The organism is Paraburkholderia sp. OAS925 (assembly GCF_040543975.1).
Taxonomy (GTDB): Bacteria; Pseudomonadota; Gammaproteobacteria; order Burkholderiales; family Burkholderiaceae; genus Paraburkholderia; species Paraburkholderia graminis.
The window spans coordinates 1024440-1039077 of the sequence record NZ_JBEUNO010000002.1; the positions used below are offsets into that span (position 1 = coordinate 1024440).

At 64.7% G+C, this 14638-nt stretch carries 9 protein-coding genes; 3 read left to right on the top strand and 6 right to left on the bottom strand.

Annotation, left to right across the window (positions count from 1 at the left end):
- Positions 1–280: 280 nt before the first annotated feature.
- Entirely contained in the window at positions 281–1471 is a 1191-nt protein-coding gene (locus ABIE53_RS23430) for an O-succinylhomoserine sulfhydrylase (RefSeq protein WP_192700465.1), read from the top strand.
- 130 nt (positions 1472–1601) lie between these two features.
- Here the strand turns inward: ABIE53_RS23430 and ABIE53_RS23435 are convergent, their stop codons facing one another.
- Both ABIE53_RS23435 and ABIE53_RS23440 read right to left on the bottom strand, forming a co-directional pair.
- Entirely contained in the window at positions 1602–2396 is a 795-nt protein-coding gene (locus ABIE53_RS23435) for a helix-turn-helix transcriptional regulator (RefSeq protein WP_192700464.1), read from the bottom strand.
- Between the two features lie 45 nt (positions 2397–2441).
- Positions 2442–2783 (bottom strand): FKBP-type peptidyl-prolyl cis-trans isomerase, encoded by a 342-nt coding sequence (locus tag ABIE53_RS23440; RefSeq protein ID WP_006047612.1) that lies wholly within the window; start codon positions 2781–2783, stop codon positions 2442–2444.
- 185 nt (positions 2784–2968) lie between these two features.
- On the opposite strand from ABIE53_RS23440, the gene ABIE53_RS23445 reads away from it, so the two are divergent.
- Together ABIE53_RS23445 and ABIE53_RS23450 are read left to right on the top strand one after the other, a co-directional pair.
- Positions 2969–3781 (top strand): sensor histidine kinase, encoded by an 813-nt coding sequence (locus ABIE53_RS23445; RefSeq protein WP_053859686.1) that lies wholly within the window; start codon positions 2969–2971, stop codon positions 3779–3781.
- 128 nt (positions 3782–3909) lie between these two features.
- Positions 3910–5250 carry a hemolysin family protein gene (locus tag ABIE53_RS23450; RefSeq protein WP_006047614.1) on the top strand — a complete coding sequence of 447 codons (1341 nt, stop codon included), beginning with the start codon at positions 3910–3912 and terminating at the stop codon, positions 5248–5250.
- 20 nt (positions 5251–5270) lie between these two features.
- On the opposite strand, the gene treY is transcribed toward ABIE53_RS23450, so the two are convergent.
- Genes treY through glgX form a run of 4 tightly spaced genes read right to left on the bottom strand, consistent with a single transcriptional unit; the run spans position 5271 to position 14500 of the window.
- Complete coding sequence (gene treY, locus ABIE53_RS23455) at positions 5271–8126, bottom strand: malto-oligosyltrehalose synthase (RefSeq protein ID WP_192700463.1); 2856 nt, start codon at positions 8124–8126, stop codon at positions 5271–5273.
- Entirely contained in the window at positions 8123–10333 is a 2211-nt protein-coding gene (malQ, locus tag ABIE53_RS23460) for a 4-alpha-glucanotransferase (RefSeq protein ID WP_192700462.1), read from the bottom strand. Before malQ ends, treY begins: the two co-directional genes overlap by 4 nt.
- Complete coding sequence (gene treZ / locus ABIE53_RS23465) at positions 10330–12258, bottom strand: malto-oligosyltrehalose trehalohydrolase (protein ID WP_192700461.1); 1929 nt, start codon at positions 12256–12258, stop codon at positions 10330–10332. Before treZ ends, malQ begins: the two co-directional genes overlap by 4 nt.
- A gap of 34 nt (positions 12259–12292) precedes the next feature.
- A complete protein-coding gene (glgX, locus tag ABIE53_RS23470) occupies positions 12293–14500 on the bottom strand; it encodes a glycogen debranching protein GlgX (RefSeq protein WP_006047618.1) in 2208 nt (735 codons plus the stop codon).
- Between the last annotated feature and the right edge of the window lie 138 nt (positions 14501–14638).

A 14638-nucleotide genomic window follows, 5' to 3' on the forward strand; every position in this document is an offset into this window, starting at 1 on the left:
ACGCCGCGCCGCGAGCGTGTTAGCATGATGGCTTGCGTCGATTTGATCTCAGCTTGCGGACGCGGGGCAACCCGAAACAGCTAAAGCGAATGGTGGAAAAGCCGCACTTGTCCGCCTCCGCTCCAGCTTTCCCCGCACATGAAGCCCGTTTGTACCGACGCAAAAAGCGCCGGCGCAAAAACGGGCTTTTTTTGTTACTGCCATTCGACCACGCGGTCTGGTTGCATGACGCAAGCCGCGCGCCGAATGCAGTCATGGAACTTTGGAAACCACAACGACTATGGACGACTCCCTGAACTTCGATACGCTGGCAGTCCGCTCGGGCACGGTGCGCAGCGACTTCAACGAGCATTCCGAAGCGATCTTCCTCACCTCGAGCTTCGTCTTCGCGAGTGCCGCGGACGCAGCCGAGCGCTTCAAGAAGTCCGAGGACTATTACACGTACTCGCGCTTCACGAACCCGACCGTCTCGATGTTCCAGGACCGTCTGGCCGCGCTCGAAGGCGGCGAAGCCTGCATGGCGACGGCTTCGGGAATGGCCGCGATCATGTCGGTGGTGATGTCCACGCTGCAGGCCGGCGACCATCTGGTCAGCTCGCAGGCGCTGTTCGGCTCGACGCTCGGCATGTTCTCGCAGATATTCAGCAAGTTCGGCATCACGACCACGTTTGTCGATCCCACCGATCTCAATGCGTGGAAAAACGCGGTGCGTCCGGAGACGAAGATGTTCTTCCTCGAAACGCCGTCGAATCCGCTGACCGAGATTGCCGACATCGAGGCGATCAGCAAGATCGCCAAGGCGGCGAATGCGCTCTTCGTCGTGGATAACTGTTTTTGCAGCCCGGCGTTGCAGCAGCCGTTGAAGCTCGGCGCGGACGTGGTCATGCATTCGGCCACCAAGTTCCTCGACGGCCAGGGGCGCGTGCTCGGCGGCGCGCTGGTCGGCTCGAAGAAGTTCATCATGGAAAAGGTCTTTCCGTTCGTGCGCAGCGCCGGGCCGACGCTGTCCGCGTTCAACGCGTGGGTGCTGCTCAAGGGCCTGGAAACGTTGTCGCTGCGCGTCGAAAAGCAGTCGGCGAATGCGCTTGAACTCGCGCGCTGGCTCGACTCGCATCCTGCCGTGAAGCGCGTGTTCTATCCCGGTCTCGAATCGCATCCGCAACACGCGCTCGCGATGCGTCAGCAGAAGGCGGGCGGCGCGATCGTTTCGTTCGAGTTGAAGGGCGACACGCCCGAGCAGATGCGCGCGAACGCGTGGCGCGTGATCGACAGCACGAAGATCTGTTCGATCACGGGCAACCTCGGCGACACGCGCACGACCATCACGCATCCGGCGACGACAACGCATGGCCGGGTGACGCCCGAAGCGCGAGAAGCGGCCGGCATCACCGAGGGCCTGATTCGTCTCGCGGTGGGATTGGAGAATCCGGCGGATATTCGCGCCGATCTGGAGCGCGGCCTCGCTGGCTGAGTGCTGAGTTATCGCAGAGAGTAGGTATAGGGCGCGCTGAGCTTATTGGCCAGCGCGCTTTTTTATGCGGCGAAGTTTGATGCGTCGATGCGGCAGCGTCTGAAGCTCAACGCCCTCGACCCAAAACCGCTCAATGCCGCAACGCGCGCCACTGCCCAGGCGCTAACCCGAACCGTCGCGTGAATGCGTGCGTATAAGCGCTCTGATCGCCGAAACCGATGTCGAGCGCGATGTCCGCCAGCGAAAGCCGCGGATCGGCGAGCAGCGTGAGCGACGTATCGAGCCGCAGCCGCTGCAAATAGCGATGCGGCGTTTCGCCGAACGCGTCGATAAAAAGTTGATGGAAGCGCCGCATGCCGAAGCCGCAATGCGCGGCAAGGCCGGCAATACGCAGCGGTTCGGACAGATGCGTGCGCAACCAGCGGTCGATCCGCGCGAAGTCGAGCCCGGCCGCGGGCGCTTCGGCGCCTTGCATGCCGGCGCCGGCAATCAACGCCGCGCCGAGTCGCGCAGCCGCGTCCCAATGAAAACGCCGCACATCGAGATCGTCCGCCGGCGCGCGCTGCGTGTCGTCCGCGCCCTCCGCCGCGTGCGACGCAATGCGCTGCACGAGTTCGGTAAACGGCGCATCGACGACAACAGCCCGTGCCCGATCGAACAATCGCTCGGGCACGGCGAGCGTCGCGGCCGGCAAGTCCAGCACCAACTGCCGGTTTTCGCCGAGCCCCGCGTAATCGTGCCGCGCGCCTGCTGGAATCAGCCACGCGCAGCGCGCGTCGATTCGTTGCGCGACGCCGTCCACCGCCATCACCATCGCGCCGTCGAGTCCGAGCACGACCTGGTGGAAGTCGTGCACGTCCGACGCCTGCGCCGCGCCGAAGCGGCGCAGCGAAACGCTAGGTGCGGTAACGGCGGCGTGCGTCATCGAAAGTCAGGCAACAGACCAGCGGCGAAACGGATGGCCGAAGCCTCAAACGTCGAGCAGTTCGACTTCGAACACGAGCGTCGCATTCGGCGGAATCACGCCGCCCGCGCCGCGCACGCCGTAGCCGAGTTGCGGCGGAATGGTCAGCTTGCGCGTGCCGCCGACCTTCATGCCTTGCACGCCTTCGTCCCAGCCCTTGATGACCATGCCGCCGCCGAGCACGAACGCGAACGGATCGTTGCGATCCTTGCTCGAGTCGAACTTCTGGCCGTCGGTCAGCCAGCCGGTGTAATGCACGCTGACGGTCTTGCCAGCAACCGCTTCCGCGCCCGTTCCTTCAACGATGTCTTCATACTTCAAGCCGGATTCGGTAGTCACAGTCGACATATGTCGCTCCTTGGTTCACAAACGTAAAACCGACATTGTAGGCGCGTTGACGCAGGCCAGTCGAACAGCGCGGCGCGGCACGCGGATTGCGGCCAGCAATAGCCATCCGGCCAGGCTGGTGGCGTCCGGTGGCATGCCTATAATGGGACTTTCCCAATCATGATGCATTGCCTGAGAGGTCGATCGTGACAACGTCTACAACGGGAACGGCCGGGGCAACCGGGACCCAGCCGGCGGCTTCCGCGTTCGCCGTATCCGAACGCACCGCGCATCTGCGCGCCGAAGCCGCGCTTTTCATGCGCGACCATGTGCTGTCGCTCGTGTCGCACGACTTGCGCGGTCCGTTGAACGCTATTCATAGCTGGGCTTATGTGCTGGAGCGCAAGCTCGACCCCAACGATCCCAATTCGCAGCGTGCGGTGACCGGCATTCGCAACGGTGTCGATCAACAGGTGAAGTTGCTCGAAACGGTCGTCGACGCCACCCGCGCCGAGACGAAATCGCTCGCGCTCGCGTATGCACCGTTTCCGCTGCATCCGCTGCTCGACGAAACCGCGGAAGAAGTGCGCTCGGGCCTCGCGCGCACGCGCGGCGTCGAAGTCGTCGTCAATTCTCAACTCGGCACCGAGCAACTGAATGGCGACCGCGAGCGCCTCGCCGCCGCGTTATGGATGATGCTCACCTTTGCGGTCGAATCGAGCGCGCAAGACTCGGCTGTCACGCTTGAAGCGCGTGCGGATGCAACGGCCTGGCATGCCGCGGTCACGTACGAGGCGAGCGCCGCGCTGGTCGATGCGTCGCTGCCTCATCTGCTCGAAGCGTTTGCGCGGAAGCAGGCTCGCGAGCCGCGCGAAGCCAATCGCATCGCGTGGGTGCTCGCGCTGTGCAAGCGCGTCGCGGAAGCGCATGGCGGCGGCTTCGAGCAACAGGACGCCACCGACGCCGCTCCCGCCACCCTGTCGTTGCGCGTTCCGTTGAGCGCCCCGGCAGCGCGATGAACGCTTGCAGCGCTTACGGCGCTTACGGCGCTTACGGCACTTACTCATGGCACGCGTCATCGGCGATTAACTTTTCGACGAGCTTTCACCCTCTATACTGACAACTTTTGTTGCCGGAGCCCGCCGCTTTGATCCAGGTTGTCGCCCTTCTCGGGGCATTGCTTCTCGTCGCCCTGAACGGTTTCTTCGTTGCCGCCGAATTCGGCCTGGTCAAGTTACGGCAGACGCGCGTGCGCAGTCTCGCCGAACACCACGGCATGCGCGGGCGCCTGCTCGCCAAGGTGCATGGCCGCCTCGACGCGTATCTGTCCGCGTGTCAGTTGGGCATTACGCTCGCCTCGCTCGGGCTTGGCTGGATCGGCGAGCCCGCGTTTGCCGAACTGCTGACGCCGCTCTTCAGCATCGCCGGTGTGCAGTCCGAGCAGTTGATTCACGGCATTTCGCTGTTCTTCGCGTTTTCGTGCATTTCGTTTCTGCATATCGTGGTCGGCGAACTCGCGCCGAAGTCGCTCGCAATTCGCGAAGCGGAAAAGGTCTCGCTATGGGCCGCCACGCCGCTGTACGGTTTTTATTGGGCGATGTATCCGGCGATCTGGCTGCTCAACACGAGCGCGAACGCGGTCCTCAAACTCGCCGGCCTCCACGCGGAGCATGCGCACGACTCGCATTATTCGACCGACGAACTGAAGCTCATCCTGCGCAGCCGCCGTAATGTCGCGTCGGAGCGCGGCGCGCCGGAAGACGCGTACAGTCAGGACGAGTGGAACACCATCGCGCATTCGCTGGATTTTTCGCGCATGACCGTGTCGGACCTGATGCGTCCGGCCTACGAAATGATCGGCCTGCGTGTCGATCTGCCATTGCGCGAAAACATGCAGGTGGTCGCGCGGCATCGCTTCAGCCGCTACCCGCTTTTCGAGGATGCGTCCGGCGAACGCGTGGCCGGCATGATCCACCTGAAGGACTTGCTGCTCGCGCGCCATGCCGGCAGCACGCTCGACGATCTGTCGCACTACGCGCGGCCCGTTCAATACGTGAAGCCCGATATGCCGGCACTCGAACTGTTTCGCCGATTCCGCAAGGGCGCGCCGCATTTCGCGCTGGTGGGCCACAAGAATTCGAAGCCCATTGGTTTTCTCACGCTCGACAATCTGCTCGGCGCGCTAGTCGGCCAGATTCACGACGAATTCCGCCAGGGCGACGCCGACTGGTCGCGCATGGACGACGGCACGTTGATGGGCAAGGGCAGCTTGCCGGTCGTGTCGCTCGAACGCGCACTGGGCATCGACATCGACGAAGGCAAGGCCGAATCCGTTGGCGGCCTCGTGATTCAGGCGCTCAACGATTTGCCGACCGAAGGGCAGCGCGTCGAATTCGACCGCTTCGACGTGGTCGTGAAAAAGATGAAGGGACCGCGCATCGTGCTCGTGCGCGTGTACCCCAAGGTGTTCGACGACGAAGGCGGTTAGCGAAAGCGCTAAAGCCGCCGTCAACTCCGCGGCACGCCGTCCTCAACCAGCACCGCAATCGGCATCGCGGCGAGCGCATCGCGTAGACACAACAAGCCGTTCTCATCGACCTTCGGCGCGGCCGGACTCAGCCAGTCGAAGAGCGCTCGCGCGGACAGATCGGCGGGCATCTCGACGGCGGTGTCCTGCCACTTCTCCGGGTCCACCATCGGCAGATCGCCTTCGCCGCCGAGCAGCCCGGCCGCAAGCCGGCTCGCGACGACAACCGCCCACGCATTGCCATGCCGCCGCGCAAACGCGATCACATTCGACGCATGCGCGCCGCGCACGGTCAGCGGCAGATAAGTGCCCTGGCTCAGCAACTCCGGCAAATGCGCGCGCAGCGCGAGCACGCGCTGCACGACCGCGAGCTTCACGCGTCCGTTGCGCCACGTCGACAGAAATTCGGACGGCGGCGTTTCCGCGAGCAACGCGGCGCGCGCGTCGAAATCGACGGGCCTGCGATTGTCCGGATCGACGAGGCTGAAGTCCCACAACTCGGTGCCTTGATAAAGATCGGGAATCCCAGGCGATGCAAGCCGCAAGACGGTCTGCTGCAGACTGTTGAGCGCGCCGGCGCGCGAGATGCGTGCGACAAACGCGGCCAGTTCCTGGAGGAACCCGTCGCGCCGCTGCGGCGCGAGAATGTCGAACAGGAAGTCGCGGCAACCGGCTTCGTAGGCTTCGTCGGGCGTGAACCAGTTGGTTTGCAGCTTCGCCTCGCGCAGCGCCTTCAACTGCCATTGCGCGACGCGCTCGGCCAATGCCTTGACGCCCGCCTGGTCGTCGGGCTGCAGGTCGGGCGGCCAGCAACCGACCAGCGTCTGATACAGCATCGCCTCGGCGGCGGGACCGGGCGCCCAGTCGTAGCTCGTGTCCTGCCCGACGCTGCTGACCGGCTTGCCGTCGAGCGAGCGGCGCTGCGGCGCGTTCAACGTCGACCACGCGCGCAACGTCGCCGTCCACTCGTGCGGAATTTCGCTCAGCACCGCGAGCCGCGCGCGCACGTCTTCACCGCGCTTGTGATCGTGCGTGGCGGTGGTCAGCATTGCGTGAGGCAAGCGCTGCGAGCGCTCGACGTTGCCCGCGTGAAACTGCTCGACCGACAACGCAAACTCGCCCGGATCGGCGCCGACTTCACACCGCGACAACAGCCGGCCATAGCGATAGCAGGCGGTGTCCTCGACGGCCTTCGCGGCAACCGGCGCGGTCAACTGCGAGAACAGCGTTTGCGCGGTGCGCCGCGCGGAGCCGGCATGGTTGGGCGGTGCGCCGTTCGGGCCTTGCTGCGGCTGACCGTGGCGCGCGCTCTGCGTGTCGTCGACGCCGCCGCCGAGCCACGCATCGACACGTTCGAGCACGCCATGATCGGCGCGCGAAAGCGTCGCGCGCGCGCCCGCCAGCGCCTGCTCGAAGAACACGTTGTCGGCGGCGCTGCGCAAGCCGCTTTGCGGATAGATGCGGTACACGGGAAAATGCACGACCAGTTCGGTCAACACGCGGCGCAGGCTGGTGAACGTGTAATCGCGCGTGGCGAGCGAGTCGCGCGCAATGCGATGCAGCGCGCGCGCCGCGCGGTCGAGTTCCGCCGATAGATTCTCCGCGACGATCTTGCGCCGCGCGGCCAATGCTTCATCCGCGAAATTCGGGCTGCGGCCCGTGAGTTCGGCCCACGCGTCGGCAAGCGGCTCTGCACCTGCCGGGTCATGCAGCAGCGCGCCGACGTCGTTCATGAAGTCATAGCCGGTCGTGCCGTCCACCGGCCAGTCGTCGCGCAGCGGTTCGCCGCGCGCCAGAATCTTTTCGACGACCACATACGGCGTCGTATCGCGCAATTCCGTCAGACGTTGCCGCAGCCGCTGACAGTACTCGCGCGGCTCGGCGAGGCCGTCGACGTGATCGATCCGCAGACCGTCGATCACGCCTTCCTGATACAGACGGAAAACCAGCGCATGCGTCGCTTCGAAGACCTCGGGCCGTTCGGCGCGCACGGCGGCGAGCGTCGAGATGTCGAAGAAGCGCCGCCAGTTGACTTCGTCGGCGGCGGTGCGCCACCACGCGAGGCGGAAATGCTGGCGTTCGAGCAGCCGATGCAGGCGGTCGCGCGTGAGCGGATCTTCGGGCGAATAGGTTTGCAGCGCGAATTGAATGGCCGACTCGCCGTTTAGCGCAACGAACTCGCGCAGCATCTCGCGGCCTTCGGCGGCGCGCGGCTGATCGGTGGGCTGCGTCGTCAGTCCCTGGAAGCGCTCGGCGAGCGCGCTGAGATCGGCGCGATCGGCGCTTTGCAGGATCGACGGGTAATCGACCGGACACACCGGAAACACGTGCGGTCCGTAGCCGACATAAAAGCGCCCGCTGTCCGCGGCGAAATGCAGCGCGATGCGGCCTGACGCCAGCTCGTCGCCATACGGCGCGCCGAGCGTCGGCAGCAGCACCTTGCCGCGCAACGCCGGATCGGGCGAATGCCAGTCCACATCGAAGTGACGCGCGTACGTGCTGTGACGGCCCCATTCGAGAATATCGAGCCACCACACATTGCTCGAGCCGCCGACGCCCATGTGGTTCGGCACCATGTCGACGATCAGCCCCATGCCGTGCGCGTGCAATTTTTCGACGAGGCGCTTCAGGGCCGCCTCGCCGCCGCATTCGGCGCTCACATGCGTGTAATCGACGGTGTCGTAGCCGTGCATCGAACCGGGCTCGGCCGTGGTGATCGGCGACGCGTACACATGGCTGATGCCGAGCGCGGCGAAATACTCGACGTGCTTCGCGGCATCGTCGAAAGTGAAGCCCCGATGAAACTGGAGGCGAACAGTGGAGCGTGGGACGGTCATGGCGTATCAGGCTCCGAAGCGGTATTGGCTGAAGGAGTGGAAACGGTTGCGGCGCTGCGCGCCCGGTCGACTGCGAGCAGCCGGTCGCAGAAGGCGTCGTCGAGAAACATTTCGTCGATGGGCAGATTCATGCGGCGGCGCCAGTTCGGATGCTCGTCGATCGAACCGGGCAAGTTCGGCTGTTCGCTCTGCGCGAGCAGGTCTTCGAGCGGAAACGTGACGAGCGGGCCGGGCGTTGCCGCGACAAAGGCGAGAGCTTCGTCGACGGGCGGGCTCTCGAGCGGCGGCGCGTCGACATCCGGCGCGGCCACGCCGGCTTCCTGGAACGCGCGCCACAGGTCGGCGCGGTCGCTCGCGCGCTCTTCCTGCGCGGCTTCTTCGGGATCGCGGCCATCGGGGCGCGCCATCGTCTGGCCGATCTTGTTGCGCCAGCTAATGTCGCTGCCGGCCCACCAGCCGGCGACGGTCGGCAGATCGTGCGTGGTCGTCGTGCCGACCGCATTGCGGTCCCACGCCTGCGGCGGCTTGAAGCCTGTGCCGTCTTCGCCGCGTTCGAACCACAGCACGCGGATGCCGGCAATGCCATGCTCGTTGAGCCGCTCGCGAAAGCCGGGCGGCACGGTGCCGAGATCTTCGCCGATCACAATCGCGCGATGCCGCCACGATTCGAGCGCGATCAGACGCAACTGGTCTTCGAGCGGATAGCGCAGATACGCGCCGTTGCGCGCGCTCTCGCCTTCCGGCACGAGCCACAGGCGCCGCAAGCCAAGAATATGATCGATGCGAATTCCGCCAGCGTGTGCAAAGGCGGCGCGCAGCATGTCGATGAACGCGGAGAAGCCTTGCGTGCGCATCGCGCGCGGCGAGAACGTGGTGAGGCCCCAGCTTTGTCCCGCCTGATTGAAGAGGTCGGGCGGCGCGCCGACGGACACGCCTTGCAGCATGTCGTCGCGGTAGGACCATGCATGGCTGCCCGCGCTGTCGCATCCCACGGCGAGATCGGCGATCACACCGACCGCCATGCCCGCCTCGCGCGCCGCGTGTTGCGCGTGCGACAGACCTTTCGCGGCAAGCCATTGCAGAAAGAGATGAAAGTCGACTTCATGGCGATGCGCTTGCGCGAACGCATCCACTTCCGGGCTGCGCGGATCGCGCAATGCTTCCGGCCAGTCGCGCCAATGACCGTTGCCGCCTTGCGCGAGTTGCGCGGCCTGCAGCGCTTCGAAGCGCGCATGATCTTCGAGCGCTCGTCCCGCGCGTTCGCAAAAGCCGTGAAATTCGAGCGCGCGCGGCGTATCGGGCGCGCCGTCGTGGGCCCGGTCATGCGCGCAGAAATTCTCGAACAACGCGCGCAACACCTTCAGCTTCAGCACGACCGCCTTCGGCCAGTCGATCAACGGCAAGCCTTCGAGTTCGGTCCACGCGTCCGCGGCTTGTGCGGACTCCATCGCGGCGCGCGCAGCGTCCGCGCCGAACACCGCTGCCGGATCGATATGCGTGACGTTCAACCACAAACGCGACGACGGCGAATACGGACTGAAGCGATTGGGCTCCGCGCTGAACATCGCGTGCGTCGGGCTCACGGCGAGCGCATGCGCGCCGCGTTTTGCGCTCTCCGTCGCGATGCGGGCGAGCGCCGAATAATCGCCGATGCCGCCGTCGCCCACGCGTCGCAAGCCATACAACTGCGCGGCCACGCCCCATAGCGGCGGCGCCTCGGCGCGCTCGTCGTCACGCAACGTGCGCCATGCGTCGGCGACGGTATAGCAGCGCGACGGCGCGATCGCGAGCGTCACGCGCTGTTCGTGAATGACGAGCGTGTGATAACCGGGTTCGTCGATGGGCGCGAGCAACGCCTCTTCGCCTTTGGGCGCGGTAAAGCGTCCGTCGATGATGGAGCCGCTTTCCAGTTCGATGCGGTAATGGCTGCCCGACTTGAGCGCGGTCGCGGGCAACGCAATGCCGCGCCCGACTTCGGCGGTCATCAGCGGCGGCAGTTTGCGGCCCGACAATTCGGCGTCGAGTGCGGCCGCGCTTTGCCGGATTTGCGTCGCGTTGCCGCACGGCAAGCCCATGCGTTCGAGCAGAACCGCGAGCGTCTTCTCGGGCACGCGATGCACCTTGTGATGCGCGTCTTCCCACTCCACCTCGAAGCCGGCGCGCGCCGCGAGCGTGTCGATCGTATCGCCAGAGCGTCGGGTACTCACGAGCGGCGCTCCTCTTTGCCGACGATGCGCGCATCATGACCGATCGCATAGTCGTTGATGTCGCCGGTCAGCCACGCGACGAACGCATTCGGCGGCAACACGTTTGCGTCGATCTGCTCGCGCACGCGCGGCGGCGTTTCGAAAATGACCTTGCCGGCAGGCACATCGTTAAACGGCACGCTTTGCTTCGACAGATTGAGCGCGAGCGACAGCGTCTCGCCATCGCTGAGTTTCCAGCGTGCTATCAGCGCATTCGCGTCCGTGCCGTTTTCATCCACAAGCACCGTTGCGTTGAGCGCCTTGCCGTGCTTCAGACGCGGCGTGATCAGTTTTGCGCGTACCGTCAGCGCGGATTTGTAGAAGTGCATCCAGTCGAGGCGGTCTTTTGCTTCGTCATCCTGCGCAGTAGAAGACGAGGCGGTCACGGGCTCGGGCGGCGACGATGCGGCAAACGTCTTCACGTCGTTCGGATCGGGAATCTGCGCGCGACGTTTTTCGTCGCTGAACGACGAGAAACGCGCGAACTCGCGGCGACGTCCCTCGCGCACGGCGTCGGCGAGATCGCCGGTGTAATCGGTGAAGAACAGGAACGGCTGCGTCGAGCCGTATTCCTCGTCCATGAAGAGCAGCGGAATTTGCGGCGACAGCAGCAGCAAGCCGGTGGCCGCGCGCAATGCGTCATCCGACGTGAGCTTGCGCAGACGCTCGCCGAATGCGCGATTGCCGATCTGATCGTGGTTCTGCAAAAACATCACGAACGACGTGGGCGGCAAATGCCCGCTCGATTCGCCGCGCGGCGCGCCGTCGTGCAGCGGCGACGGATCGCCCTGATACGCGAAGCCCTCGGAGAGCACGCGAGCAAGACGGCGGATCGGCTGATCCTCGTACGCGTGGTAATAGCCTTCGGTCTCACCGGTCAGCAGCACATGCAGCGTGTTGTGCGCGTCGTCGTTCCATTGCGCGTTGAAGTGGTTCTCCAACAGGCTTGCACTGTTGTGCTCGTTTTCCAGCACCAGATGCACATGGCGGCCATGCTGCACATGGGCGCGAATATGATCGGACAGCTCGCGCAGCCAGCGGTGATTGTCGATCGCGTGAACCGCGTCGAAACGCAGGCCGTCTATCCGGTATTCGTTGATCCAGTAGACGGCGTTGTCCATGAAAAAGTCGCTGACTTCACTGCGCTCGAAGTCGATGGCCGGGCCCCACGGCGTATGCGTGCCTTCGCGGAAAAACGAGCGCGCGTATTCGTGCAGATAGTTGCCGTCAGGGCCGAAATGGTTGTAGACCACGTCGAGAAACACCATTAGGCCGAGACCGTGCGCGGCGTCGATCAGCGCCTTCAGTTCCTCGGGGCGGCCGTATGCGGAATCGGGCGCGTAGGGCAGCACGCCGTCATAGCCCCAATTGTGCTTGCCCGGAAAGTCGTTCAAGGGCATCAGTTCGATCGCCGTCACGCCGAGCGCCGCGAGCGCGGGCAAGCGTTTTTGCACGCCCTGATAGCCGCCCATCGCACCGACGTGCAGTTCGTACAACACGGTTTCTTCCCACGGCCGGCCATGCCAGTCGCAATGTTCCCAGCGATACGCGCGCGGGTCGATGACTTCGCTCGGACCATGCACGTCTTGCGGCTGAAAGCGCGACGCCGGATCGGGCACCGCATTGCCGTCGTCGAGACGAAAGCGGTACAGCGTGCCCGCGCCGCTCTCGACGCTCGCTTCGAACCAGCCGTTGCCGGCCGGCGTCATTTCATGCGCGCCTTGCGCGGCGCCGTTCTCGATTTCGACCTGCACGCTTTTGCACGATGGCGCCCAGAAACGAAAACGCGTGCGCGGATTCGCGCCCTTGGGCCCGAGCAATTGCGCGCCGAACGGCAGGCAATGCGCGTAATGATGCGCGTGAGGATCGATTGGATGTTCGGACATGACTCTTCACCATTCGGTTTTGCTGTCGGATTGCTCACGCATCGTTCGCAAACGGATGCTCGCCCGGACGCGGCGGCAACGCCGTCAATAGCCGCTGCCCGTGCTGCGCGCCGGCTTTCCAGCCCGCTTGCCAGTCGGCTTCGCCGACCGGGTGCGCGGCGAGTATCACGAGCCCGCGAGCGGCCACTTCCAGATCCATTGCGGCGAGCCGGTGCGGGGCGCCTTGCGTATCCGCAGTGTCTAACAGCACGTGCCATTCCAGGTGCGGCGGAGGCGGTGTAAAACGCAGAGTTTCCGCGCTCGCGTTGAGCATCATCAACAATACTTCGGTTTCCCCGTTCAGACCTGGGCCCGCGCGCCGCAAGGTAAACGCGCGGCCTTCCGGGTCTTCCCATGCTTCGATCGTCAGCGGCTCGCCGTTTTCGTCGAACCAGCCAATGTCGAAAAGACCCGGCAGCACTTCGCGGTCGCCGAACAGAAAACGCGTTTCGCGCAACAGCGGATGCTGCTTGCGCAGCGCCACCACGCGCGCGACGAAATCGGTCATCTGGCGTCCGTCCGGCGAATCGGCGCGTTCCCAGTCGATCCACGATATTTCGTTATCCTGGCAGTACGCATTGTTGTTGCCGTTCTGCGTACGCAACGATTCATCGCCGGCAAGCATCATCGGCGTGCCGAGCGCGACGAACAGCGTCGCCATCATCGAGCGCGCCACGCGTTTGCGTGTTTCGAGAATCGCGGGGTCGTCGGTCGGTCCTTCGACGCCCCAGTTGCTGCTGCAATTTTCGTTATGGCCGTCGCGGTTGTCTTCGCGATTCGCCTCGTTGTGCTTGTCCTCGTAGGCGGTCATGTCGGCGAGCGTAAAACCATCATGCGACGCGACGAAATTGATCGACGCCCACGGCTTGCGAAAGCGGCGGTTGAAGAGATCGGCGGAACCCGTCAGGCGCGCGGCCAGGTCCTGGCGCAGGCCCGCGTCGCCGCGCCAGAAGCGGCGCACGGTGTCGCGGAAACGGTCGTTCCATTCGCCGAAACCCGGCGGATGGTTGCCGAGCTGATAACCGCCCGGACCGATGTCCCACGGTTCGGAAATCAGCTTGCGTTGCGAGAGGACCGGGTCCTGGCGCAACGCGTCGAAGAAACCGGAGCCCGGATCGAAACCATGCGGCTCGCGCCCGAGCGTCACGCCGAGATCGAAACGGAAGCCGTCGATGTTGAACGCGGTCGACCAGTAGCGCAGCGAATCCATCACCATCTGCAGCACGCGCGGATGCAGCAGATTGACCGTGTTGCCGCAGCCGGTGTCGTTGATGTGATGCCGCTCGTCGCCGGGAATCAGGCGGTAGTAGCTCGCGTTGTCGAGACCGCGCCACGAAACGGTCGGGCCCATTTCGTTGCCTTCGCACGTGTGGTTGTAGACCACGTCGAGAAACACTTCGATGCCGGCCGCATGCAACTGGCGCACGGCAATGCGCATTTCGTCGAGCCGATGCGTGCTCAGATACGACGGCTCGGGCGCAAAAAACGCCGCCGTGTTGTAGCCCCAGTAGTTGCGCAGGCCGCGCTCGACGAGAAAGCGGTCGTTCAGAAACGCATGAACGGGCAGCAGCTCAACGGCAGTCACGCCGAGCTTCAGCAGATGCTCGATAAATTCCGGCGACGACAGCGCGGCAAACGTGCCGCGCTCATGCTGACGCAGATCGGCGCGCAGCATCGACGCGCCGCGCACATGCGTTTCGTAGATCACAGTTTCGCCCCAGGGCACATTCGGGCGCTTGTCGTGCGACCAGTCGAACGCTTCGTCGATCACCACGCATTTCGGCATGGCAGGCGCGGAGTCGCGCCGGTCGATGGAAAGATCCGCGCGATTCGAATGCACGCGATAGCCGAACAGCGCGTCCGACCAGCGGAACTGTCCGACCAGTTTGCGCGCGTACGGATCGAGCAGCAGCTTGTGCGGATTGAAGCGATGCCCGTGTTGTGGCTGATACGGCCCATGCGCGCGAAAGCCGTATGCGGTGCCGGGATGCGCGTTCGGCAGGTAGCCGTGCCAGACCTCATCGGTGCATTCGGGCATCGGGTAGCGTCGGATTTCCTTGCGGCCGGTGGGATCGAACAGACACAGTTCGATTTTCTGTGCGTTCGCCGAGAACACCGCGAAGTTGACACCTAGACCGTCCCAACTCGCGCCGAGCGGATACGGCGAGCCGGGCAGAAGCCGGTCGGGCATTGCATGCGACATGGTTCCCCTTCCTTGTTCTGATTCGATGGAGCGCGAGCGCGGTGCTTCATGCGACGAGCGCGCGGCCTGTCATCGCACAGGCCGCGCGCTCGCCTTCTGCGGACTCGGGCGGAATCGGGCGGCGCTGCCGGATTCCGC

Excerpts from the sequence above, each read along its gene's own strand:
- ABIE53_RS23430 (WP_192700465.1), top strand. The coding sequence starts at position 281 with ATGGACGACTCCCTGAACTTCGATACGCTGGCAGTCCGCTCGGGCACG.
- ABIE53_RS23435 (WP_192700464.1), bottom strand. The coding sequence starts at position 2,396 with ATGACGCACGCCGCCGTTACCGCACCTAGCGTTTCGCTGCGCCGCTTC.
- ABIE53_RS23440 (WP_006047612.1), bottom strand. The coding sequence starts at position 2,783 with ATGTCGACTGTGACTACCGAATCCGGCTTGAAGTATGAAGACATCGTT.
- treY (WP_192700463.1), bottom strand. The coding sequence starts at position 8,126 with ATGACCGTCCCACGCTCCACTGTTCGCCTCCAGTTTCATCGGGGCTTC.
- treZ (WP_192700461.1), bottom strand. The coding sequence starts at position 12,258 with ATGTCCGAACATCCAATCGATCCTCACGCGCATCATTACGCGCATTGC.
- glgX (WP_006047618.1), bottom strand. The coding sequence starts at position 14,500 with ATGTCGCATGCAATGCCCGACCGGCTTCTGCCCGGCTCGCCGTATCCG.